The sequence below is a fragment of the Micromonospora sp. NPDC049559 genome (genome assembly GCF_040676675.1).
Classification (GTDB): domain Bacteria; phylum Actinomycetota; class Actinomycetes; order Mycobacteriales; family Micromonosporaceae; genus JBFAPK01.
Genome location: NZ_JBFAPK010000052.1, coordinates 23,762 through 45,949 on the forward strand (window position 1 = coordinate 23,762; position 22,188 = coordinate 45,949).

At 72.0% G+C, this 22,188-nt stretch carries 19 protein-coding genes; 9 read left to right on the plus strand and 10 right to left on the minus strand.

All coding sequences use genetic code 11. From position 1 onward, the window contains the following. Nucleotides 1–6 precede the first annotated feature (6 nt). Genes pstA through AB0J86_RS35540 form a run of 4 tightly spaced genes read right to left on the minus strand, consistent with a single transcriptional unit; the run spans nucleotide 7 to nucleotide 3,320 of the window. Nucleotides 7–1,140 carry a phosphate ABC transporter permease PstA gene (pstA, locus tag AB0J86_RS35525; protein WP_363862109.1) on the minus strand — a complete coding sequence of 378 codons (1,134 nt, stop codon included), beginning with the start codon at nucleotides 1,138–1,140 and terminating at the stop codon, nucleotides 7–9. 12 nt (nucleotides 1,141–1,152) lie between these two features. Beyond that, nucleotides 1,153–2,181: a phosphate ABC transporter permease subunit PstC gene (gene pstC, locus AB0J86_RS35530; protein ID WP_363862112.1), complete on the minus strand. Its 1,029-nt coding sequence runs from the start codon at nucleotides 2,179–2,181 to the stop codon at nucleotides 1,153–1,155. Between the two features lie 30 nt (nucleotides 2,182–2,211). Next, the gene (locus AB0J86_RS35535; RefSeq protein WP_363862115.1) at nucleotides 2,212–2,547 is read right to left on the minus strand and encodes a hypothetical protein; all 336 of its coding nucleotides are present in this window, start codon (nucleotides 2,545–2,547) and stop codon (nucleotides 2,212–2,214) included. 50 nt (nucleotides 2,548–2,597) lie between these two features. Beyond that, a complete protein-coding gene (locus AB0J86_RS35540; protein WP_363862195.1) occupies nucleotides 2,598–3,320 on the minus strand; it encodes a phosphate ABC transporter ATP-binding protein in 723 nt (240 codons plus the stop codon). Between the two features lie 484 nt (nucleotides 3,321–3,804). Here AB0J86_RS35540 and AB0J86_RS35545 point away from each other — a divergent pair, with 484 nt between their 5' ends. Together AB0J86_RS35545 and AB0J86_RS35550 are read left to right on the plus strand one after the other, a co-directional pair. Beyond that, complete coding sequence (locus AB0J86_RS35545) at nucleotides 3,805–4,995, plus strand: esterase-like activity of phytase family protein (RefSeq protein ID WP_363862118.1); 1,191 nt, start codon at nucleotides 3,805–3,807, stop codon at nucleotides 4,993–4,995. A 339-nt stretch (nucleotides 4,996–5,334) separates the two neighbouring features. After that, the gene (locus AB0J86_RS35550; RefSeq protein WP_363862121.1) at nucleotides 5,335–6,387 is read left to right on the plus strand and encodes a substrate-binding domain-containing protein; all 1,053 of its coding nucleotides are present in this window, start codon (nucleotides 5,335–5,337) and stop codon (nucleotides 6,385–6,387) included. 112 nt (nucleotides 6,388–6,499) lie between these two features. On the opposite strand, the gene AB0J86_RS35555 is transcribed toward AB0J86_RS35550, so the two are convergent. From AB0J86_RS35555 to AB0J86_RS35575, 5 genes are all read right to left on the minus strand, one after another. Beyond that, a complete protein-coding gene (locus AB0J86_RS35555; RefSeq protein WP_363862124.1) occupies nucleotides 6,500–8,332 on the minus strand; it encodes a 3-hydroxybutyryl-CoA dehydrogenase in 1,833 nt (610 codons plus the stop codon). A 214-nt stretch (nucleotides 8,333–8,546) separates the two neighbouring features. Continuing rightward, nucleotides 8,547–9,542: a polyprenyl synthetase family protein gene (locus AB0J86_RS35560; protein WP_363862127.1), complete on the minus strand. Its 996-nt coding sequence runs from the start codon at nucleotides 9,540–9,542 to the stop codon at nucleotides 8,547–8,549. A 59-nt stretch (nucleotides 9,543–9,601) separates the two neighbouring features. Further along, a complete protein-coding gene (locus tag AB0J86_RS35565) occupies nucleotides 9,602–10,480 on the minus strand; it encodes a methyltransferase domain-containing protein (protein WP_363862130.1) in 879 nt (292 codons plus the stop codon). 37 nt (nucleotides 10,481–10,517) lie between these two features. Then, the gene (locus AB0J86_RS35570; protein ID WP_363862133.1) at nucleotides 10,518–11,555 is read right to left on the minus strand and encodes an alcohol dehydrogenase catalytic domain-containing protein; all 1,038 of its coding nucleotides are present in this window, start codon (nucleotides 11,553–11,555) and stop codon (nucleotides 10,518–10,520) included. A gap of 31 nt (nucleotides 11,556–11,586) precedes the next feature. Next, nucleotides 11,587–12,768: an acetylornithine transaminase gene (locus tag AB0J86_RS35575; RefSeq protein WP_363862136.1), complete on the minus strand. Its 1,182-nt coding sequence runs from the start codon at nucleotides 12,766–12,768 to the stop codon at nucleotides 11,587–11,589. A 359-nt stretch (nucleotides 12,769–13,127) separates the two neighbouring features. Between AB0J86_RS35575 and AB0J86_RS35580 the strand changes: the two genes are divergently transcribed. Both AB0J86_RS35580 and AB0J86_RS35585 read left to right on the plus strand, forming a co-directional pair. Next, entirely contained in the window at nucleotides 13,128–14,474 is a 1,347-nt protein-coding gene (locus AB0J86_RS35580; RefSeq protein WP_363862138.1) for a cytochrome P450, read from the plus strand. Between the two features lie 51 nt (nucleotides 14,475–14,525). After that, nucleotides 14,526–15,611 carry a Zn-dependent alcohol dehydrogenase gene (locus tag AB0J86_RS35585; RefSeq protein ID WP_363862140.1) on the plus strand — a complete coding sequence of 362 codons (1,086 nt, stop codon included), beginning with the start codon at nucleotides 14,526–14,528 and terminating at the stop codon, nucleotides 15,609–15,611. Between the two features lie 151 nt (nucleotides 15,612–15,762). Here the strand turns inward: AB0J86_RS35585 and AB0J86_RS35590 are convergent, their stop codons facing one another. Beyond that, entirely contained in the window at nucleotides 15,763–16,650 is an 888-nt protein-coding gene (locus AB0J86_RS35590; RefSeq protein ID WP_363862143.1) for a bile acid:sodium symporter family protein, read from the minus strand. Nucleotides 16,651–16,935: 285 nt separating this feature from the next. Between AB0J86_RS35590 and AB0J86_RS35595 the strand changes: the two genes are divergently transcribed. Genes AB0J86_RS35595 through AB0J86_RS35615 form a run of 5 tightly spaced genes read left to right on the plus strand, consistent with a single transcriptional unit; the run spans nucleotide 16,936 to nucleotide 22,177 of the window. Next, nucleotides 16,936–18,039, plus strand: a complete 1,104-nt coding sequence (locus AB0J86_RS35595) for a polyprenyl synthetase family protein (RefSeq protein WP_363862146.1) — start codon at nucleotides 16,936–16,938, stop codon at nucleotides 18,037–18,039. Next, entirely contained in the window at nucleotides 18,036–19,628 is a 1,593-nt protein-coding gene (locus AB0J86_RS35600; protein ID WP_363862149.1) for a prenyltransferase, read from the plus strand. Before AB0J86_RS35595 ends, AB0J86_RS35600 begins: the two co-directional genes overlap by 4 nt. Continuing rightward, on the plus strand, nucleotides 19,618–20,568 hold the full coding sequence (locus AB0J86_RS35605) for a hypothetical protein (RefSeq protein WP_363862152.1): 951 nt from the start codon (nucleotides 19,618–19,620) through the stop codon (nucleotides 20,566–20,568). Before AB0J86_RS35600 ends, AB0J86_RS35605 begins: the two co-directional genes overlap by 11 nt. Nucleotides 20,569–20,609: 41 nt before the next feature. Then, complete coding sequence (locus tag AB0J86_RS35610) at nucleotides 20,610–21,974, plus strand: cytochrome P450 (RefSeq protein ID WP_363862155.1); 1,365 nt, start codon at nucleotides 20,610–20,612, stop codon at nucleotides 21,972–21,974. After that, nucleotides 21,971–22,177 (plus strand): ferredoxin, encoded by a 207-nt coding sequence (locus AB0J86_RS35615; RefSeq protein WP_363862158.1) that lies wholly within the window; start codon nucleotides 21,971–21,973, stop codon nucleotides 22,175–22,177. The genes AB0J86_RS35610 and AB0J86_RS35615 overlap by 4 nt, the downstream gene beginning before the upstream one ends. Nucleotides 22,178–22,188 lie beyond the last annotated feature (11 nt).

The following is a 22,188-nucleotide window of genomic DNA, read 5'->3' on the forward strand; positions in this document are numbered from 1 at the left end:
GGAAGTTCACGGTCGGCGCCCCCGCACCCGGTGCGACGCGGCGAGCCGGGCCAGGACGAAGAGCAGCAGCACGAGGCCGAGCAGCAGCGTCGCCGCGCCCCAGGCCCGCACGATGTAGGTCGGCTCGCCGGAGCGGACGAGCGAGTAGATGTAGAGCGGTAGCGAGTTCATCGAGTGGTCGAGCGGGTTGGCGTTGAGAAACGTCGAGGCGCCGGAGGTGAGCAGCACCGGCGAGGTCTCTCCGACCCCCCGGGCGGTACCGAGGATCAGGGCGGTGGCCAGCCCCGGCCGGGCGGTGGGCAGGACCACCCGCCACACGGTCTGCCAGTGCGACGCGCCGAGCGCCAGGCTCGCCTCGCGCAGCCCGCCGGGGACGACCCGCAGCACCACGTCGGCGGCGCGGGCGATGATCGGCAGCATCATCACCGAGATGGCGCAGGCGGCGGCGAAGCCGGAGGCGGGAAAGCCGAGCGCGACCCGCAGCACGGTGTAGACGAACAGCCCCGCCACGATCGAGGGGAGCGCGGTCATCGCCTCGACCAGGGTCCGGACCACCCGGGCGAACCGGCCGCCGACCTCGGTGAGGTAGACCGCACAGCCGACGCCGAGCGGCAGCGTGACGACGATGGCGATGCCGATCTCGATCAGCGTGCCGACGACGGCGTGCAGCACCCCTCCGACGTCCAGCGGTTGCAGCGGGCCCGCCTCGGCCATGTCCTGCGTGTAGAAGTTCGCGTACCCGAGCGCCTCGCGCCCCTTGAGGACGGTGTAGCCGATCACCGCGAGCAGGCCGGCCCCGACCACCGCGGCGCCCGCGTGCACCACGGCCGACGCCAGCCGGTCGGCGATGGTGGTGGGCGGGTGCCGCAGGAAGGTGACGGTGAGGTAGACCCCGAGGAACACCACGTACCAGCAGACGACGAAGCCGAGCAGCCCGGAGGTCGGGAAGAGCCGCTCGTAGCCGATCCAGACCAGCGCGAGGGCGGCGAGCGCGGCACCGGCGGCGGCGAGCAGGTCGTCGACGGTACGGGCGGTCGTGACCCGGCGTACCTCCGGCTCGTCGGCCGGCCCGCCCGGCCGGTCGCCGGTTGCCGGGTCCGGCGGCGGGCCGGCCGGCGGGGTGTCGAGAAGCTGTGTCATCGGCGTCCCGCCTCAGATCTCGGTCGCCGCGCCGCTGCGGCTACGGTTGACGATGATCGCGGCCAGGGTGTTGACCACGAGAGTGATGAGGAAGAGCACGAGGCCCGCGGTGAGCAGGGCCGAGAGCTGCGAGGGGCTCGCCTCGCCGAAGCGCAGCGCGATCAGCGACGAGGTGGTGATCGTGCCGACCTCGAGGATGCGCAGCTTCAGGTCGAACGCCGGCGAGATGATCAGCACCACCGCGATCGTCTCGCCGAGCGCGCGGCCCAGGCCGAGCATGGTGCCGCCGATGATGCCGCCCCGACCGAACGGGAGCACCACCGAGCGGATCATCCCCCACCGGGTACCGCCCAGCGCCAGCGCCGCCTCGCGCTCGCCGACCGGCACCTGGCCGAAGACCTCGCGCATGACCGAGCAGGCGATGGGGAGCACCATCAGCGCCACCACGATCCCGGCGATGAAGGCCGACGCGGTGTAGCGGGTCTCGGACCAGATCGCCGCGTTCGGGTCGACCGGGTCGGCGGCGGTACCGACCTCGAAGATCGGGATGAACCCGAGCTTGCCGTGCAGCCACCGGGCCACGAAGCGCAGTTGCGGCTGGAAGAGGGCGACGCCGACCAGGCCGTACACGACGGACGGTACGGCCGCCATCAGGTCGACCAGCGAGACCAGCGTCCGTCTGAGCCGCCGTGGCGCGTACTCGGCGATGTAGAGCGCGGTGAGCAGGGCCAGCGGGAACGCCACCGCGATCGCCACCAGCGCGACCAGCACGGTACCGAGCACGATCGCGGTGATGCCGAGTCGGTTCTGCTCCGGGTTCCAGTCGTTCTCGGTGAAGAAGCTCCAGCCGTACGCCCGCAGGGTGGGCACCGCCTGCAGCGACAGGAAGAGCCCGATCCCGCCCATGACGAGCAGTACGAGCGCGCCGTTGCCGTACGCGACGCCGCGGAACACCCGGTCGACGAGGGGCTTGGTGGCCCGGACCGGCCGGGGCCGGTCCTCGTCCGGCGCCCGCTCGGCCGGCTCAGCCGGTGCTGCCATCGTGGCACCCTCCTCGGGAGATGGATCGGTTCAGAAACGGGTACGGGCGTCGAGGGTGGCGGTGGGCGCCTGCTCCTGGAACCGCCGCGCCGCCCGTACGCAGTCGATCCGCCGCTGGTACGGCCGGACCGCCACGGCCAGCGGCTCCTCGCCCTCGACCCGCATCTGCCACCGCCAGAGCAACTGGTCGTCCAGGGCCGCCTCGTAGCTGGCCGTGCCGGCGGCGGCCCGCACCGCGGCGGCGGCCCGGGCGGCCCTGTCCAGGTCGGGAAAGGAGCCGGGCGACGTCCCGAGCGGCCGGTGGTTGTCGCCCACGAGGCGCCAGACGACCGAGGTGTCCTTGAGGGTGTGGAAGCGAAATCTCACTACGGGAACTCCGCGAGGTCGGGGGCCGCCGCCCGGGCTGCCGGGCCGGGTCAGCCGAATCGGCCTTGCACGTAGTCATGGGTCCGGGCGTCGCTCGGCTCGTTGAAGATCGTGTACGTGGAGCCGGACTCCACGATGTGCCCCGGTTCGCCCTCCTCGGCGAGGAAGAACGCGCACTGCTGGGAGACCCGGGCGGCCTGCTGCATGTTGTGCGTGACGATCACGATGGTCACGTCGTGGGAGAGCTCGGCGATCGTCTCCTCGATCCGCCGGGTCGAGGTGGGGTCGAGCGCGGAGCAGGGCTCGTCCATCAGCAGCACGTCCGGGCGTACCGCCAGGGACCGGGCGATGCAGAGCCGCTGCTGCTGGCCGCCGGAGAGGGCCCCGCCGGGCTGGTGCAGGCGGTCCCGGACCTCGCGCCACAGGCCGGCCCGGACGAGGCACTCCTCGACCAGGTCCTGCCGTTCGCGGCGGCTCGCGCGGATCCCGTTGAGCTTGAGTCCGGCGGTGACGTTGTCGGCGATCGACATGGCCGGGAAGGGGTTCGGCTTCTGGAACACCATGCCGATCCGGCGCCGCGTCTCGGTGATTTTGCGGCCCGATTGGTAAATGTCCACCCCGTCCAGCAGCACCTCGCCGGCGAGCGACGATCCCGGGACCAATTCGTGCATCCGGTTCAGAATTCGGAGGAAGGTCGACTTTCCGCATCCGGAGGGGCCGATCAGCGCGGTGACGGTACCGGCGGCCATGGTGAGCGAGACGCGGTCGAGCACCTTGCGGGGACCGAACCACGCGGAGACGCGACGGGCGTCCAATGTGGAGCCGCCGACGCCGGAATGGTTCGACAGAACGGCGGTGTCGCCGAAGCGGTCGTCGTCGTCCGGCGGGGACAGCGGCAGCTCAGCCGCCGTACCGTCGTCGCCCGCCGTCCCGGAAACGGGGGCAAGCAACTCCAAAGTGGTACTTGTCCGCTCTTCCGGGATTCTTTCCGACATTGTTACTCCTGACGCATCGACGTCACGCTGTCCGGTCACATCCCCTCGCAGTGAGGTAACCGGCTCTATACGTACGGCGACAGGAGCACACTCCCGAAGGTGAACGTTTGGTTCCGCTCGTTCATTGCTTTGTCACCAAGATCTAATCCTGGGCACTCGGTTGACTACTGCACGTGTGTCGACCACCGATTTTTAACCGGAGCGACAGCAACGGTCGATCGGATGGCCGAGCCCCATTCCGAAACCAGTTGAGGAGAACGAAGTGCCAAACGTTCCTCGTACTGTATCGACGTTCGCCGCTGTCGTCACCGTCGTAGGCACCGTGGTCGCCGGTACCGCCGGCACCGCGAGCGCCGCCGGTGGCGCCGACGCCACCGCCAAGCGCCCGCCGGTCCGCTCGTACACCGACGTCGCCGTACCCGGTTACGCCTTCCGCGTGATCGGCGAGAGAACGCTGCCCGCCCGCTACCGGTACGCCGGCGTCGGCGGCCTCTCCGGCATCGACTACAACGCCGCCAAGGACCGCTGGTACGCGATCAGCGACGACCGCTCGGAACACCTGCCGGCCCGGTTCTACACGTTCGACCTGGACGTGACCGCCACCGGCCTCGGCGAGCCCCGCGTCACCGACATCACCCTGCTCAAGCGGCCCGACGGCAAGTTCTACCCGAAGGGTTCGGTCGACCCGGAGGCGATCCGCTTCGACCCCGCCGCCGGCGACCTCACCTGGACCAGCGAGGGCGAGCGGCTGGTACCGACCGACGGCACCGCGCCGACGCTGGTCAGCCCCGGCGCGTACCGGTCGACCACCGGCGGCGCGAGCACCGCCGAGCTGACCCAGCCCGCCGTCCTGGCCGCGAGTGCCGGCGAGACGGGCCCGCGCCGCAACCTGGCACTGGAGGGGCTGACCCTCTCGGCCAACGGCAACGGCGTGATCACCGCGATGGAGGGTCCGCTGCTGCAGGACGGCGCCGAGCCGACGCCGACGAGCGGCGCGCCGGTCCGCGTCACCCTGCACAGCAAGGCCACCGGGCAGCCGGTGAACCAGCTCGTCTACCAGCTCGACCCGGTGCCGGCCGCGTCGCCGACCGGCGGGGCCGCCAGCAACGGCGTCACGGAGATTCTCGCCGTCGACAACTCGCACTACCTGGTGCTGGAGCGCGCCTACATCGAGGGCGCGGGCAACTCGGTCCGGCTGTACGAGATGGACATCGCGCGGGCGACCAACGTGCTGAACACGCCGTCGCTGGCCGGCGTGACCTACACCCCGACCACCAAGCGGCTGCTGGTCGACTTCGGCGCGTTCGGGCTCGGCACCGTCGACAACATCGAGGGGATGGGCTGGGGCCCGACGCTGCCGAACGGCGAGCGCACCCTGGTGCTCGTCTCGGACGACAACTTCTCGTCGAGCCAGCAGACCCGGTTCGTCGCGCTCGGGGTCACCCTCGGGTGACGGCGGTACCCGGCGGGCGTACCCCGGCAGACCCGGTCGAGGGACGTCGCCCCTGGTAGTCACCGCCCGCGAGCCGGTCGGGCGGCTGGGTCGGGCGGCCCGGAAGGCGGCCGGGCCGGGCGGGCCCGGGAGTAGGCGCGACCCGCGCCATCAGCCCGGAGGGAGAGCCCTCCGGGCTGATGGTGATTTATCCGCTTTGCCGTTGTGTGCCCGTTTACACGACCGCAATGTCGCGCAGGCGCAACGGCTCAACTCCGTTCGGTATCGATCGACAGGCTTCTCTCGTCCCGATCGGGACGGACGCAACGTGGGATCCGTCCTCACCAGAAGGAGAAGTCCATGCGTCAGACCACCCGCAGGAGCGTCGTCGTCGCCCTCGGCGCGGCGGCCCTGTCGGTCGCCCTGGGTGCCGGCAGCGCGCAGGCCGACCCCGGCGCCGGCATCACGCCGGCCGCCACCGACATCGTCGGCGTCGGCTCCGACACCACCGAATTCGTCGTGCAGGACCTCGTCGACCTCTGGAACACCACGCACACCCCGAAGGCCTACTCGTTCCACGCCACCGGCACCAGCCCGATCACGACGAAGAGCGGCTGCGCCTCGATCACCCGCCCGAACGGCTCCTCGGCCGGCATCACCGCGCTGCTGAACACCGCCGCCGTCGGCGGCAACGACTGCGTCGACTTCGCCCGCTCCTCCCGCGCGATCACCGCGGCCGAGGACGCCACCCTCGACGCGTACGCCTTCGCCACCGACGGCCTGCGCATCGCCGTACCGCGTGACAACGACGGCGCCGGCTCGGACGTGGCCAGCAACAAGCCGGCCAGCCTCGTGCTGAACACCGCCAACCTGGCGATCCTGTACCGCTGCCAGGCCGACATCGCCGGCTCGAACGCCGACTTCGACGGCGTCGAGGAGTGGTCGGACCTCGTCGCCGGCGCCACCGGCACCCCGCGGCCGATGATCCCGCAGGCCGGCTCCGGCACCCGCTCCTTCTTCCTCCAGGCCACCGGCCTGACCGAGGCCGACCTGCTCACCCAGAGCGAGGGCGGCTGCGTCCAGGAGGTCCAGGAGCACGACGCCACCCCGGTCAACGCCAACGCCGGCGCCTTCGCGCCCTTCTCGACCGCCCGGTTCGTCTCGACCGTCGCGCCGGTCAAGACCGCCGACAACGGCACCAACAAGCCGATCAACCTGCTCGGCGACAACATCCCGAGCGGCGACAACGCCGCCCACTTCTCCGCCACCCGCCAGGTCTTCAACGTGGCGAAGACCAGCAAGTCGGGCACCGGTACCAACCTGCGCGCGTTCCTCAACTGGATCACCACCGACGCCGGCGCCTGCTCGGTCATCAAGAGCAACGGCTTCACCCCGGTGAACAACATCTGCTGATCACGCTCGCCACACCGGTGCCCGGCGGACGCGTTCCGCCGGGCACCGCCGCGTACGTCCTCGTCGGTCGGCCCGAACGACGTGGGCAGGACCGGAGCCGGCCGGGTACCCGTCAGCGGTGAGTGTGGTCGCGGAAGCCGCGACCCGCCTTGCGCCCCAGGTAGCCGGCGGTGACCAGGTGCTCCAGCAGCGGCGCCGGGGCGAACCCGGGCTCGCGCAGCTCCAGGTAGAGCTCGCGCTGGATGGCCAGCGCCACGTCGAGGCCGACCACGTCGAGCAGCTCGAACGGGCCCATCGGGTAGCCGCAGCCCAGCTTCATCGCGTTGTCGATGTCGTCGGCGGTGGAGTACGACGCCTCCAGCATCCGCACCGCGTCGTTCAGGTACGGGAAGAGCAGCGCGTTCACCACGAACCCGGAACGGTCGCCGCAGACCACCCCGGTCTTGCCGAGCGCCGCGACGACCGCCCGCGCGGTGGCCACGGTCTCCGGCGCGGTACGGATGGTCCGGACGATCTCGACGAGCCCCATCGCCGGGGCCGGGTTGAAGAAGTGCAGCCCGACCACGTCGGCCGGACGCTGGGTCGCCATCGCGCACTCGATCACCGGCAGCGACGACGTGGTGGTGGCCAGCACCACCCCCGGCTTGCAGATCTCGTCGAGGCTGGCGAAGAGCGCCTTCTTCACGCTCAACTCCTCGACCACCGCCTCCACCACCAGGTCGGCGTCGGCCAGGTGCTCCAGCGTGGCCGACCAGGTGACCCGGGAGAGGCAGGCGTCCCGCTCCGCCTCGTCGAGCCGGCCGCGCACCACGCCCTTGTTCAGCGAGGTCTTGACCGCCTCGCAGACCCGCGCGGACTTCTCCGCGCCGCGGGTCACCGAGATCACCTCGTACCCGGCCCGGGCGAAGACCTCGATGATGCCGGTGGCCATCGTGCCGGAGCCGACCACCCCGACCTTGCTCACGCCCGCCGTGCCGATCGGTCCGGCACCGGACGGGCCCGCGGCCTCGGCGGCGGGCTCCGCGGCGCCGGTCACCGTAGCGGACGGGGTCTGGTCGTCCGGTACGACCACCGGCGAGCCGGGCCGCTCGTAGGTGTAGAAGCCGCGGCCGGACTTGCGGCCGAGCAGGCCCGCCGTGACCATCTGCTTGATCAGCGGTACCGGCGCGTGCCGGCGGTCCCGGCCGCCGCGGCGGTACATGGTGTCGAGGATCTCGTACGCGGTGTCCAGGCCGATCAGGTCCATCAGCGCGAGCGGACCCATCGGCAGCCCGCAGCCGAGCCGCATCGCCGCGTCGATGTCCTCGCGGGTCGCGTACCGGGACTCGAAGAGCCCGACCGCGTGGTTGAGGTAGCCGAAGAGCAGCGCGTTCGCGATGAAGCCGGCCCGGTCGTTGATGGTCACGTCGACCTTGCCGAGCCGCGCGCAGAGCGCCTCGACGTCGGCGACCACCTCGGGCGCGGTGACCACCGTGCGGACCACCTCGACCAGCTTCATCACCGGCGCCGGGTTGAAGAAGTGGATCCCGATGACCTGGTTGGGCCGGTGCGTGGCGACCGAGATCTCGGTGACGCTCAGCGAGGAGGTGTTGGTGGCCAGGATGGCCTCCGGCTTGCAGACCCGGTCCAGCTCGGCGAAGATCCGCCGCTTGAGGTCGAGCCGCTCCGGCACCGCCTCGATCACCAGGTCCACCTCGGCCAGGGCGTCGAGCCCGACGGCGAAGGTGACCCGGGAGAGCAGCGCGTCCCGCTCCGGCTCGGTGAGCTTGCCCTTGCGTACCGCCCGGTCGGCCGAGCGCAGCAGCGTGGCCCGCCCGCGCTCCAGCGCCCCCTCGGAGATCTCGACGGCCACGACGTGAATGTCGTTGCGGGCGAAGACCTCGACGATCCCGGCACCCATGGTGCCCAGCCCGACGACGCCGACGCTGGTGAAATCGCGTGCCACGGCCCGGCCCCTCCCGCTGCGGGCGACCGCGTTAACGGCCGCTCAGGTTATGCGCGCGAGTCTGCCACGTGACGCTGGGTTGTCGAGTCGCGGTGGCAAATCTCACCGGCCCCGCTCGCGGGCCGCCGAGCGGGACGAACTCGGCGGTCCCGGTTCCGCGGCGCGCCCGGTCGCTCAGCGGACGACGAAGTCGCCCAACGGACGACGAAGTCGCTCAGCGGACGACGAAGCGGAAGAGTTCCGTCAGTTCCCGCTGGCTCTCCGGGCGCAGCCCGGCCCGCCCGACGTGGTCGAGGGCCACGTCGAGGTACCGCCGCGAGAGCTGCTCGGCGGCGGCCCGGCCGCCCGCCCCCTCGATCAGGTCGGCCTGTGTCTGGAGGTCGTCGTCGGTCCACTCCTCCGTCCGGGTCCGGAGCATCCCGGCGAGCCGCGCGCCGTCCGGGTGACCCGAGCGCAGGGCCAGGATGACGGGAATCGTCTTCTTGGTCCGGCGCAGGTCACTGCGGGCCGGCTTGCCGGTGACCCGCGTGTCGCCCCAGATGTCCTCCACGTCGTTGGCGACCTGCCAGGAGAGTCCGAGGTTGCGCGCCGCCTCGCGGAGCGCCGCGACGGTCGGCTCGCCCGCACCCGCCAGTACGGCGCCGGTCGCGGTCGAGGCCTCGAGCAGGGCGGTGGTCTTGTCGCAGGCGCGCAGGTAGTGCTCGACCGAGACCTCCTCGACCCCGCGCCGTTCCAGGGCCAGGTCCGCCGACTGCCCGTCGATCATCGACGTCAACGCGGCGACGAGGATCGCGTGGGCGCGGTGCCGCTGGCCGTTCTCCGCCTCCTCGACCTGGCGGAGCGCGGCCGCGACGAGCGCGTCCCCGGCGAGGGTGGCGAGGCCGGTACCGAAGACCACCCAGGCGGTGGGCCGGCCCCGCCGCTGTTCGTCGGCGTCCATGATGTCGTCGTGGATGAGCGAGAAGTTGTGGATCAGCTCGACGGCGACCGCGCCCGGCACGGCGCGGCCCGGATCCGCACCGGTGCCGGTCGCCGCGAGCAGGGCCAGGCTGGCCCGCAGGAGCTTGCCCGCGCCGTGCTCTCCGGTCGGCTGGCCCGCCCGGTCCGACCAGCCGAAGTGGTAGCCGCAGATCCGCGCCAGGTCCGGTTCCAGCCGCAGGACCGCGTCCTGGAGCGGGGCCGAGACGAGCCGCCGGGCGCGCGCCAGCACCGGCGGAGGCGTTCGCGGCGGCGCGTCGGGCAAGGTCCGCGTGGCGGAGACGCTGGCGCTCACCGCTCGGCGCCGACGACCCGCTCGGCGGCGACCACCAGATAGTTGAGCGTGTTCTTCCGGTAGCCGGAGAGGAACGGCTCCTCCACCCCGGTCTTGAGGTTGCTGTGGCTGCGCAGTTCCCAGTACGGGATCGCCTCGACCGTGAGGTCGCGGACCTGCGACGGTACGAGGCCGTTCTCCACCAGGGCCCGCAGGTAGGTGCTCCGCTTGTGGATGTGGCAGACGTAGTGCTCGTCGATGGCGGCGACGTCGTCCGACTCCGCCGCGACCGCGTCGTTCTGGCACCAGGTGACCAGCACGTACCGGCCACCGGGCCGGAGCAGGCGGGCGAACTCGCGGAACGTCTCGAACAGGTCGACGTACATGGTGGTCTCGTTGCTGACGATCGCGTCGAAGGAGCCGTCCTCGAACGGCGTCTGGGCCATGTTCGCGTAGTGGAACTGGACCTTCTCGTCGCAGCGGCGCCGCTTCGCGAGGTGCTCGGCGAACTCGATGTGGTGGGTGCAGAAGTTCACCCCGTCGACGCGGCAGCCGTACCGGTCGTAGATCATGAAGGACGTGCCACCCCGGCCGGAGCCGGCGTCCATCACCCGGTCCTGGGGCGACAGATGGGTCAACTCGTCGAGGATGAGGCTCACCTGGTCGGTCTCCAGGCGGTGCATCTCCTTCAGGATGAGCTGCTCGCGCTGCGGTTCCGGCGCGGTCAGCAGGTTCCGGTTGAACTCCCCGGCGGCGTAGTGGTGGTGGTACAGGCCGTCCATCTCGCCGAGCAGCAGGTTGATCGGGTCGCTCTGCTTGGTCTCCCAGTGATCGTTGAGGTCCTGCTCGTAGCTGGACCGGATCACGTTGTTCTTCGGACGGGTCTCTACGGTCATCGCTGTGCTGCTCCTTGTCGGCCGCTGAACTGGGTGGTCAGAGACGGATCATCGCCTTGAGGGTTCGCCGCGCATCCATGTCCGCGTATCCGTCGGCCGCCTCGTCGAGCCCGATGGTCGCGTCGAAGATCGGTGCGGGATCCAGCGCCCCGGAGAGGACGTCCGGCAGCAGTTCGGGGATGTAGGCCCGGGCCGGCGCGATCCCGCCGCGCACCGCCACGTTGCGATAGAACATCTGGCGGATGTCGAGCGCCTGCTCGCCGCCGTGCGGTACGCCGACGAACCCGACCGTGCCGCCGTCGGCGGTGACGCCGATCGCGGTTCGCATCGACTCGACGGTCCCGACCGCCTCCACCACGCTGTGGAAGCCCTCGCCACGGGTCAGCTCGCGCAGCTCGGCCACGACCTCCGCACCGGGGCCGAGCCGCACCTCGGTGGCCCCGAAGCGCTCCGCGAGCCGGGTACGGTCGCGGTGGTGGCCGAGTAGCACGATCCGTTCCGCGCCGAGGCGGGCGGCGGCCATGACCGCACAGAGCCCGACCGCGCCGTCACCGACGACGGCCACGCTGCCGCCCGGCGCCACCCCGGCGGCCAGCGCCCCGTGGTGACCGGTGCAGAGCACGTCGGAGAGCGTCAGCAGGGCGGGCAGCTGGGCCTCGTCGACGTCGGCGGGCAGGCGGACCAGGGTGGCCTCGGCGAACGGTACGCGCACCGCCTCGCCCTGCCCGCCGTCCGCGCCCGGCTGCCCCCAGGAGCCCACCTGACGGCAGGAGGTGTGCAGCCCGGCGGCGCAGCGCTCGCAGGTGCCGTCCGACCAGACGAAGGGCGCGACGACCCGGTCGCCGCGGCGCAGCCGCGACACCTCGGCCCCCACCTCCTCCACCACGCCGAGGAACTCGTGGCCGATCCGCTGGCCGGGCTGCCGCTCCACCACGCCGCGGTACGCCCAGAGGTCGCTGCCGCAGATGCAGGCGTGCGTGACCCGGACGACCACGTCCCCCGGTTCGCGGATCGCCGCGTCCGGCACGTGCTCCACCCGGATGTCCTTCGGGCCGTGGATCGTCACCGCGCGCATCGGGGCCCCCTCGGTCCACTGCCGCGCCCGGTCATCGCCGGTCCAGCAGGGTCGGTAGCGCGTCGACGAAGGACTGCGCCTCCTCGTACGTCAGGATCAGCGGCGGTGAGATCCGGACGACGTCCGGTCGTACCGCGTTGACCAGGAATCCCGCCCGCCGGGCCGCCTCCTCGACCTGCCCGGCCACGGCCTCGCGCAGCGCGAGCGCGAGCCACAGTCCCCGGCCGCGCACCTCGGCGACCAGCGGAAGCTCCAGGCGGGTGACGCGCTCCAGCAGCCACTCGCCGAGCTTGCCGACGTGGGCCAGCAGGCCGTCGCGTTCGATCACCTCCAGCACGGCGAGGGCCGCCGCGCAGGAGACCGGGTTGCCGCCGAAGGTCGAGCCGTGGTCGCCCTTGGCGAAGGTCGAGCCGAACCGGCCGAGGCCGACGCAGGCGCCGATCGGCAGCCCGCCGCCGAGCCCCTTGGCGAGGGTGAGCACATCGGGTACCACCCCGGCGTGCTGGTGGTAGAACCAGTTCCCGGTCCGGCCGATGCCGGACTGCACCTCGTCGAAGACCAGCACCGCCCCGGTGGCGTCGCAGACCTCGCGGGCCGTACGCAGGTAGCCGTCGGGCGGCTCGACGATGCCGGCCTCCCCCTGGAACGGTTCGAGGATGACGCCGGCGCACTCGGGGGTGACCGCCTCGACCAGTGCCTCGGGCACGCCGTACGGCACGAACCGCACCGGCCGGCCGAAGGGGCCGAACGGGTCGCGGATGGCGTCCCGGCCGGTGACCGCGAGGGAACCCAGCGTCCGGCCGTGGAAGCTCTCCCGGGCGGCCACGACGTAGCCGCGCTCCGGTCCGGCGTGGCGGCGCACCAGCTTGAGCGCCGCCTCGTTCGCCTCGGTGCCGGAGTTGGCGAAGAAGACCCGGCCGTCGGCGCCGAGCAGGCCCAGGATCCGTTCGGCGAGGCGTACCTCGGGCTCGTGCAGGCTCAGGTTGGAGATGTGGGCCAGGGTCGCCACCTGGGCGCGTACCGCCTCGACCAGGTCGGGATGGGCGTGGCCCAGGGTGGAGACGGCGATACCACCGATCAGGTCGAGGTACGGGCGACCGTCGACGTCCCAGACCCGGCAGCCCTCGCCGCGCCGTACCGCGACGGGAGGCAGGCCGTAGTTGGACATCAGGGCCGCGGCGAACCGCTCCTGTAGCTGCCTGGTGGAGCTCATGCGCGCACAACCAACATCGCGGGCCTTTCCTGGGACGACGTCTCGTGGAAAGCGGGGAACCGTTCAGGATTGACAGCCGGCCGCGGTGGGAGGCCCGAATCGACCGGGCCGTGGGGCGGGGGCTTTCTCGCGGTACGCGATCGAAAGCCATGTGACCACACGGGATCGACGCCTGGCAAGGCGTGAAACGAAAAATTCCCCAACGCATAGTCGATTGCCTATCGCCGTTGTTCACTTCGTTGCCGCGACGTCGATATCCGCTGCACGCGTGTCGGCGTTAGAGGCGTTGCCGTCGGCTGTCGAAACAAGGACAGTGAACGCGGACAAAGGGTTTCCACGACGACTTCCGGGGGGAGCCGATGTCGGTAGATACCATTCCTGACGCCGCCGGTCTGCCATTGATCGGCGCGTTGCTGGATTTCCGGCGGGACCCGCTGGAGACGTACCTGCGGGCGCAACGGGACCACGGCGACGTGGTCCGTTTCACGGTCGGTCCGCCGGGGCTGCGGCAGGAGTTCTACGCCGTCTTCTCGGCCGAGGGAGCGCAGCAGGTGCTGGCCCGCTCGGTGGGTTTCCGCAAGGACGACGCCTTCTACGACGAGATCCGGCAGACCTTCGGCAATGGGCTGTTGACCAGCCAGGACGCCGACTACGTCCGGCAGCGACGGCTGATCCAGCCGCTCTTCACGCGCCGGCGGGTGGACCGGTACGCCCGGGCGATGTGCGAGGAGACGAGCGCGACGCTCGCGGAGTGGCGGGACCGCGACGGTGAGGTCATCGACGTGCTCGCCGAGGTGACCCGCCTGACCCAGCGGGTCGTGACCCGTGTGCTGTTCGGCGCCGCCAGCGAGGAGGCGGCCGACGTCGTGGGGCGCAACTTCCCGCTGTTGGGGGAATGGATGCTGCGGCGCGGCTTCTCCCCGCTGCCGCTGCCGCGATGGGTACCGACCCCCGCCAACCGGCGGGCCGCCGCCGCCCGGCGGGAGCTCTACGAGGTGTGCGACCGGATCATCGCCGAGCGCAGCTCCGGCGGGGCCGAGCACGGTGACCTGCTCAACCTGCTGCTACAGGCGGGCGACGACGAGGACGACCGGCTCGCACCGGCGGAGATCCGCGACCAGGTCCTGGTCTTCTTCCTCGCCGGCCACGAGACCACCGCGACCTCCATGATGTTCGCCCTCTACCTGCTGGCCGGCAATCCGGAGGTGCAGCGGCGGGCCCGGGAGGAGGCCGAGCGGGTGCTCGGCGACCGGATGCCCGAGGCGGCGGACTTCGACCGGCTCGCCTACGTGCACATGGCGATGAAGGAGGCCATGCGGCTGTATCCGCCCTCGCCGGGGATCAGCCGGCGGGCGACCGCGGACACGGAAATCAACGGGCAGGTCATCCCGGCCGGGAAGATCGTGCTACTCAGCCCCTGGGTCACCCAGCGCCACCCGGCGTACTGGCCGGACCCGGAGCGGTTCGACCCGGAGCGGTTCACCCCGGAGCGGGAGGCCGCGCGCCCCCGGTACGCGTGGTTCCCCTTCGGCGGCGGTCCGCGCGCCTGCATCGGGCAGCACTTCTCGATGCTCGAGGCGGTCCTGGCGATCGCGCTCATGCTGCGCGAGTACGAGTTCCACCCGGTCGACACGGAGATCAAGCTCACCCAGAAGCTCGCCCTGCGCTCGGTCGGCCCGATCCGGTGCCGGATCAGCGCGCGCTGAGCGTGCGGACCGTGACCGGCCCAGGCGGCCGGCAGGAGAGGAAGGATCAGGATGCGGGCGGCAGTGCTGCACAGCGACGCCGGAGGCAAGCTCGACCTGCGCGACGACGTGACGACGGTGAACCCGGGCCCCGACCAGGTGAAGATCAGGATCAGGGCGACCGGGGTCTGCCATTCCGACCTGTCGGTACTGAGCGGAGGTCTGCCCACGACCGACAGCGCGCTGGTGGTCGGGCACGAGGGGGCCGGGGAGATCGTCGAGGTGGGCGAGCGGGTCACCGCCGTACGCCCCGGCGACCACGTACTGGTCAACTGGATTCCCGCCTGCGGCCAGTGCGCCGAGTGCCACAACGGCGAGGCGCAGCTCTGCATGGCCTTCATGGCGGACCTCTTCGCCAACCCGCGCTTCCGCCTCGGTGACGTCCCCGCCTTCGGCATGGCCGGCACCGGCACCTGGGCGGAGGAGATGGTGGTGCCGTGGCAGGCCGCCATCACCATCCCGCCGGACGTCCCGTTCGCCCACGCGGCCCTGCTGAGCTGTGGCATCGCGACCGGCGTGGGCGCGGTCTTCAACACCGCCCGGGTCCGCCCGGGCTCGTCGGTCGCGGTGATCGGCCTCGGCGGGGTGGGGCTCGCCGCCGTACAGGGGGCGCGCATCGCCGGCGCCTCGACCATCCTGGGCGTCGACCCGGCCGAGGCCAAGCACCCGGTCGCGGCCCGGCTGGGGGCGACGGCGACGGTGGTCCCCGACGACCTGGAGAAGCTCAAGGACGAGCTGACCGGCGGCCGGGGCTTCGACTACGTCATCGAGGCGGTCGGCCGGGCCGCGACGATACGCCGGGCCTGGGAGATCACCCGGCGGGGCGGCGACGTCATCGTGGTGGGCGCGGGCGGCCCCGACGACATCGTCGGCATCAGCGCCTACGAGTTGCTCTTCGCCAGCCGCAACATCAAGCCCTCGGTCTACGGCGGGTGCGACTTCCACCGGGACCTGCCGGTGCTGCTGAGCCTGTACCGCGGCGGCAAGCTCGACATCGAGAGTCTGATCAGCGCCCGGATCGGGTTCGACGATCTCAACGACGCGGTGGCCGCCCTGCGGCGCGGGGAGGCGCTCCGCCAGGTGGTGCTCTTCGACTGACCCGTGCCCCCGTCGGGTCCGGCGGGCACCACGCGGGCGTCGGGCGCCGGGGACGGCCCCGGCGCCCGCATCCGTCCCGGCACCCGCTTCCGCATCCGTCCCGGCGCGCGGTCGGCCCGGTCGGTCCCGGGCCACGCCCCGGCCGGGCCGGTCAGCCCTGGGTGACCCGCAGCGGCGACCGGCTCCGCGTCAGCAGGGCGACCGCCGCGGACGCGCAGGGGATGGTGATGATGGCGTAGACGATCGCCGGTACGGCCATCTGGGAGCTGTCGAGCATCGTCGGGTTCAGCGCGATGGTGACCGCCAGACCGCTGTTGTGGACGCCGACGTCCATGGCCGCGGCGACGGCCTGCCGCCCGCTCACCCCGAGCAACCTGGGCACGACGTAGCCGACCGTGAGGCTCAGCAGGCAGAACGACGTCGCCGCCAGCCCGGCCGCGCCGAGGTAGTCCAGGATCCGTTCGCGCTCGGTGTAGCCGGTGAGCACGGCGATCACCGCCAGGAACACCACCGAGAGCAGCTTGATCGGGCGGTCCATCCGGTCGGCGAAACCGCCGGCCCGGGCCCGGACCGCCATCCCGGCCAGCACCGGGACGAGGATCATCAACAGCAGTTGGCCGATCTCGCCGAAGCCGAGCCGCACCTGCGCCGCGTGGTCGGGCAGGAAGTGGTCCACGGCCAGGTTGACCACGATCGGCAGGGTCGCCACCGACAGCAGCGAGTTCACCGCGGTCAGGCTGATGTTCAGGGCGACGTCGCCGCGGGCCAGGTGGCTGAAGAGGCTGGCCGTGGTGCCGCCGGGCGACGCCGCCAGCAGCAGCATGCCGACGGCGAGCGGCGCGGGCAGGTCGAGCGCGAGCACCAGCGCCAGGCACAGCACCGGCAGCAGGACCACCTGGCAGCACAGGCCGACGAGTACGGCCCGCGGAGAACGGGCCACCCTGGTGAAATCGGCCGGTGTGAGCGACAGGCCGAGTCCGAACATCAGGATCGCGATGACGAGCGGCAGCAGCGCGCCGGTGATTGCGGACAGGGACATGACGGATCCTCCCCGCTGACTATGTCTCTGGACTGCTAGGACATTGACTGATGTTCGATGGAATTTCAATGTCCCGGAACATGGAGACGACACATGTACATCCGTGGCACCGCTGTCGACATCAGTGGCGTTGCTGATGTGATTTACACCGGGGTATGTTTTGGATCGTCCGATGGCTTAACCGTTGAGTTTCCGAAAGTTCGGTGGGTGCCGTCCGGCGAATATCGGCGCGCCCGAAAATAGTCGCCGCCACGCTTTCCGACCACCGCGAGATTCCGAAAGGAAATGGCTGACGACGTGATGTCCATCGACGCGCAGACGTATCCGGTGTCAAGAATCGACCTCGTTGAGGTCCGGGTGGCGATCGACGAGAAGCTGCGTGAGTTCTTCGCGGGCAAGGCGACCTGGGCGAACGGCTCCGAACTGGCCGACGTGGTCGACGCGCTCCGCGACTACCTGTTGGGCGGGGGCAAGCGGCTGCGGCCGCTGCTGGCGTACTGCGGCTGGCGCGCCGCCGGCGGAAAGGCCGGCCACGACCCCGCGCTGCGGGCCGCGGCCTCGCTGGAGCTGTTCCACGCCTTCGCGTTGATCCACGACGACATCATCGACGTCGCCGAATCCCGCCGCGGCCGGCCGTCGCTGCACCGGACGCTCGCCCGGCGGCACGGGGACCGGGGCGACGCCGCGAGCGTGGAGCGGCTCGGCACCAGCAGCGCGATCCTCGTGGGCGACCTGGCCATGGTCTGGTCGGACGAGCTGCTGCACGCGAGCGGGATGAGCATGCGCCAGCTCGCGGCCGCCCGGCCACTGCTCGACGCCATGCGTACCGAGCTGATGTACGGCCAGTACCTGGACCTGATGGGCACCGGGGCCGCCCCGCGGGACGCCGGCGCCGCGCTCACCATCGCCCGGTACAAGAGCGGGAAGTACACGATCGAACGTCCGCTGCACATCGGTGCCCGGCTGGCCGGCGCGGACCAGCGGCTGCTCGACGCGTGCAGCGCCTTCGGGCTGCCGATCGGCGAGGCCTTCCAGCTCCGCGACGACCTGCTCGGGATCTTCGGAGATCCCGTGGTGACCGGGAAGTCCCGGCTGGACGATCTGCGCGACGGCAAGGGAACCGTCCTGCTCGCGCTCGCGCTGCGGCGGGCCGACGAGTCCGGGCGGGCCACGCTGACCCGGCTGGTCGGCGATCCCGAGCTGGACGAGGAGGGCGCCGCCCGGGTACGCCGCGTCTTCGTCGACAGCGGCGCGGTCGGGGTGGTCGAGGAGATGATCCAGGAGCGGCTGCGGCAGGGGCTCGCGGTGCTCGACAGCGCGCCGTTCCAGCCCGAGGCCGCCGCGGCCCTGCGGGAGATGGCGCACGCGGCCACGGTGAGGGCGGCATGACGACGCCGGTCACGACCACCGCCGCGGACGAACTCCTGCGCGCCTCCGCCGCGGACGAGTGGGCACTGATCAGCCCGTCGGTCTACGAGTCGGGCCGGATCGTCTCGGACGCGCCCTGGCTCGCCGGGCACCAGGCCCGACTCCGCTATCTCTGCGCCGAGCAGGCCGCCGACGGCGGCTGGGGCATCGCGGGATTCCGGCTGGTGGCGACGCTGAGCGCGACCGAGGCGCTGCTCACCGCGGCGCGTCGGAGGGCCGCGGTGGACCTGGCCGTACCCCACGAGGAGGTGGTACGCGCCGCGGCGCGCGGCGTCGAGGCGCTGCGCCGCTGGCTCGGCGGACCGCCGGAGCCGCTGCCCGACCTGGTCGCCATCGAACTCGTGGTGCCGCGCCTCGTCGACCTGGTCAACCAGCACCTGGCCGACCACGAGGCCGAACCGGAGCCGTACCTGCCGGCCTCGGTGCGCCGGTCGGTGCTCACGCCGCCGCCCGGTACCGATCCCGACCTGCTGGCCCGGGTACGGGCGGCCACGGCCGCGGGCCGGCCGATCCCCCCGAAGCTGTGGCACAGCTGGGAGATCCTCACGCCCGGCCGGCCCCGCGACGCGCTGGTCCGACCGGTCCACGGCAGCGTCGGCTGCTCGCCGGCCGCCACGGCCGCCTGGCTCGGCCTGCCCCCGGACCTGGGCCATCCCTGCGCCCGGTACCTGCACACCGTGCAGGAACGAGGGGCGGGCACCCTGCCGGTGGGCGCGCCCATGCCGTACTTCGAGCGGTCCTGGATCCTCAACATCTTCGCCGGGCACGGGGTACCGCACGTCGTACCGGACGCGCTGCTGGACAGCCTCGAAGGTTCGCTGGGAGAACAGGGCGCCCCGGCCGGGCACGGGCTGCCGGTCGACGCCGACGACACGGCGGCCGTGCTGCTGGCCCTGGAGTCCCACGGCCGCGGTCGCCCGCTCGACCCGCTGCTGGCCTACTTCGACGGCGAGCGGTTCTTCACCTACCCCGAGGAGCGCACCGCCTCGCCCAGCGCGAACGCCCACGCCCTCGACGCGCTCGCCTACCGGGCGGCCCGGCATCCCGAGGAACGGGGCCGCCTCTCCGGGCCGATCCGGGCCACGGCGCGGTGGCTCGTGGGGGCCCAGAACCCCGACGGGAGCTGGCACGACAAGTGGCACGGCTCCCCGTACTACGCCACCGCCACCTGCGCGAAGGCGCTCGCCGCGCACGGCGGCGACCGGGCCCGGCCGGCGGTGGACCGGGCCGTCGACTGGATGCTCGCCACCCGCCAGGGCGACCGCTGGGGGCACGGTACGGGCACCGTCGAGGAGACGGCGTACGCCGCGTGGACCCTGCTGCTCGCGGCGGGCGGGACCGACCGGGCCGGGGACGCGGGGGCCGGGCACGTCGAGGACGCGCTGGCCGCCGCCGAACGCACGCTGGCCACCGGCCGCGTCACGGCGTCGAGTCCCCCGCTCTGGATCGGCAAGGACGTCTACACCCCGGTCCGGATCGTCCAGGCGACCTGCCTGGCCGCGCTGCACAGCCTCCGCCAACGGCCGAGGGGAGGCAACGGTGGACACTGAGGAGCTTCTCGTACCCTGCCCGTTCCCGGACCGCGCCAACCCGCTGGGCCCGGCGGCGGCCGAGTACGTCCGGCAGGTGGCGACCGAGATCGGGCTCACCGGATCGGCCAGCTCGGCCGTGCTGCACGGCATGGCGCTCGGCGACGCCGCCGCGCTGACCTACCCGGACGCGCCGCTGGAACGGCTGCGCGTGGCCACCCTCTGGATCGCCTTCCTGGTGCTCTTCGACGACGCGTGGAGCGACCTGCTGGAGCTGGAGGGCGGCTGGCGCGAGCGGGTCCTGGCCAAGCACGACGCCATCCACGCGGTGCTGGACGGCCGCCCGGCCCCGACCGACGACCCGCTGCTGCGGGTGCTGCACCGGATCCTGACCGACATCGGCCGGGTCGACCCGGGGTGGGACACCGGCCGGCTCCGCCTGGAGATCCGGCGGTACCTGGCGGGCACGCTGTGGGAACTGGACCAGCGGGCCCGGGGCCGGATCCCGGACCTCGTCCCCTACCTGGAGATGCGCCGGGTGTTCAGCACCATGGGGGTGCAGCGGGAACTCGGCTACTTCGTCTGGGAGATGGCCCTGCCCGAGGCCGTGCGCACGCACCCCTGCCTGCGGCTGGTGGACGTGGTGGTGGCCGACTACGGCTGCGTCGCGAACGACCTCTACTCCCTGGCCGTCGAGCGCGGCCACGGCGTCACGTCGAACATCGTGACGGTGCTCCAGCACGAGTACGGCTGGGACGAGGCGGCGGCGACCGCGCACGCGGTACGGCTCGCCGCGCAGGCGCTCGACACGTTCCACGACGTCCGGACGGACCCCGCCCGGTTCGGGCTCCCCGTAGAGGCAAACCTGCTCCGCTACTTCACGCACTACGAGGCGTTCATGTCCGCCGCCGTCCGCTGGCCGGCCCGCTCGGCCCGCTACCGGGCCGGTCTGGCGGAGTGACCGGTCGGCGACCTCCCGACGACCGCGAAAGGCAGGTAACCGTGTCCACCACAGTCAACCCGTCATCCACGGCGGTCCGGCCCCCGCGCGCGCCGGCCGCCCTGCCGCTCGTCGGGCACGGCCTGCAGCTGGTCCGGCGCCGGCTGGAGTTCCTCCAGGAGGTCCGCGCGCACGGTCCGGTCGTACGGGTCCGGCTCGGCCCGACCACCGCGTACCTCGTCAACGACCACACCCTGCTGCACCAGCTGCTGGTCACGGACGCCGCCCGCTTTCCCCGTGGCATCCACTTCCAGAAGGCCAAGTCGGTCGCCGGCAACGGCATCATCACCGCCAGCGGGGCCGCGCACCGGCGGCAGCGCCGGCTCGTGCTGCCCGCGTTCAACCGCAAGAAGGTGCACGTCTACGGCGAGGTGATGCGCGAGTTCGCCGCGGCGCGGGTGGCGGCGTGGCCGGAGGGCGAGCCGATCGAGCTGAAGCCGGAGTTCGTCTCGCTGGCCACGACGATCGCCACCAAGAGCCTCTTCGCCACCGAGCTGGGCACCGCCGCCGTCGCCACCGTGGAGCGCGCGCTGCCGGTGCTCACGCGCGGGGTCAGCCTGCGGGCGATGGACCCGACCGGCCTGCTGGAGAAGCTGCCCACCTCGGCCAACCGCCGGTTCGCGGCGACCATGCGGGAGCTGCACACCGTCATCGACCAGATCATCGCCTCGTACCGGGGTCGGGAGCAGTCCGGCGACGACCTGCTCTCGATGTTCATGATCGCCCGGGACGAGGAGACCGGCGAGGGGATGACCGACGAGCAGCTGCGCGACGAGGTGATCAGCATCCTGCTCTCGTCGGCGGAGACGACCGCGCTGACCATGAGCTGGGCCTGTCACGAGCTGGGGCGCAACCCCGAGGTGTTCCGGCGGCTCCAGGCGGAGGTCGACACGGTGACGGGCGGCGAGCCGCCCCGGTACGAACAGCTCTCCGAACTCGACCTCACCCGGCGGATCGTCAAGGAGACCCTGCGGCTGTACCCGCCGACGTACTTCCTGTCCCGCAGCGCGGTGGGCGACATCGAACTCGGCGGCTACCTCATCCCGGACGGCAGCACGGTGCTCTACTCCTTCTACTCCCAGCACCGCGACCCGGCGCTGTTCCGGGACCCCGACCGCTTCGACCCCGACCGGTGGCTGCCCGAGCGGTCGGCGGACGTCACCCCCGCCGCGTACGTGGCCTTCGGCGAGGGCGCGCACCGCTGTGTCGGGGAGGCGTTCGCGTACGCCGAGGCGATGACGACCCTGGCCACCATCGCCGGTCAGCGCACCCTGCACCCCGTGCCGGGCCGGCCGGTACGCCCGGTGGGAACGGTGACGCTGAGCCCGAGCGACCTGAAGATGGCCTTCCGCCGGAGGCCGCGGTGACCGGGGACGGGCGGGTGCTGGTCGACCCGGAACGATGCGTCGGCGCCGGCCAGTGCGTCATGTACGCGCCGGACGTCTTCGACCAGACCGAGGAGGGCGTGGTGCGGCTGCGGGGTCCCCGGGTGGACCCGGACGAGTGGCCGGACGTGGTGGAGGCCGTGGCGCGGTGCCCGGTCGGGGCCATCGCCCTGCCGGCCGGCTGAGGGGAGAAGAC

What these genes read in the sequence shown, in the direction of transcription:
- AB0J86_RS35570 (WP_363862133.1), bottom strand. Translation starts at nt 11,555, where the DNA reads ATGCGCGCGGTGACGATCCACGGCCCGAAGGACATCCGGGTGGAGCAC.
- pstC (WP_363862112.1), bottom strand. Translation starts at nt 2,181, where the DNA reads ATGGCAGCACCGGCTGAGCCGGCCGAGCGGGCGCCGGACGAGGACCGG.
- AB0J86_RS35585 (WP_363862140.1), top strand. Translation starts at nt 14,526, where the DNA reads ATGCGGGCGGCAGTGCTGCACAGCGACGCCGGAGGCAAGCTCGACCTG.
- AB0J86_RS35590 (WP_363862143.1), bottom strand. Translation starts at nt 16,650, where the DNA reads ATGTCCCTGTCCGCAATCACCGGCGCGCTGCTGCCGCTCGTCATCGCG.
- AB0J86_RS35600 (WP_363862149.1), top strand. Translation starts at nt 18,036, where the DNA reads ATGACGACGCCGGTCACGACCACCGCCGCGGACGAACTCCTGCGCGCC.
- pstA (WP_363862109.1), bottom strand. Translation starts at nt 1,140, where the DNA reads ATGACACAGCTTCTCGACACCCCGCCGGCCGGCCCGCCGCCGGACCCG.
- AB0J86_RS35550 (WP_363862121.1), top strand. Translation starts at nt 5,335, where the DNA reads ATGCGTCAGACCACCCGCAGGAGCGTCGTCGTCGCCCTCGGCGCGGCG.
- AB0J86_RS35580 (WP_363862138.1), top strand. Translation starts at nt 13,128, where the DNA reads ATGTCGGTAGATACCATTCCTGACGCCGCCGGTCTGCCATTGATCGGC.
- AB0J86_RS35565 (WP_363862130.1), bottom strand. Translation starts at nt 10,480, where the DNA reads ATGACCGTAGAGACCCGTCCGAAGAACAACGTGATCCGGTCCAGCTAC.
- AB0J86_RS35575 (WP_363862136.1), bottom strand. Translation starts at nt 12,768, where the DNA reads ATGAGCTCCACCAGGCAGCTACAGGAGCGGTTCGCCGCGGCCCTGATG.
- AB0J86_RS35595 (WP_363862146.1), top strand. Translation starts at nt 16,936, where the DNA reads ATGGCTGACGACGTGATGTCCATCGACGCGCAGACGTATCCGGTGTCA.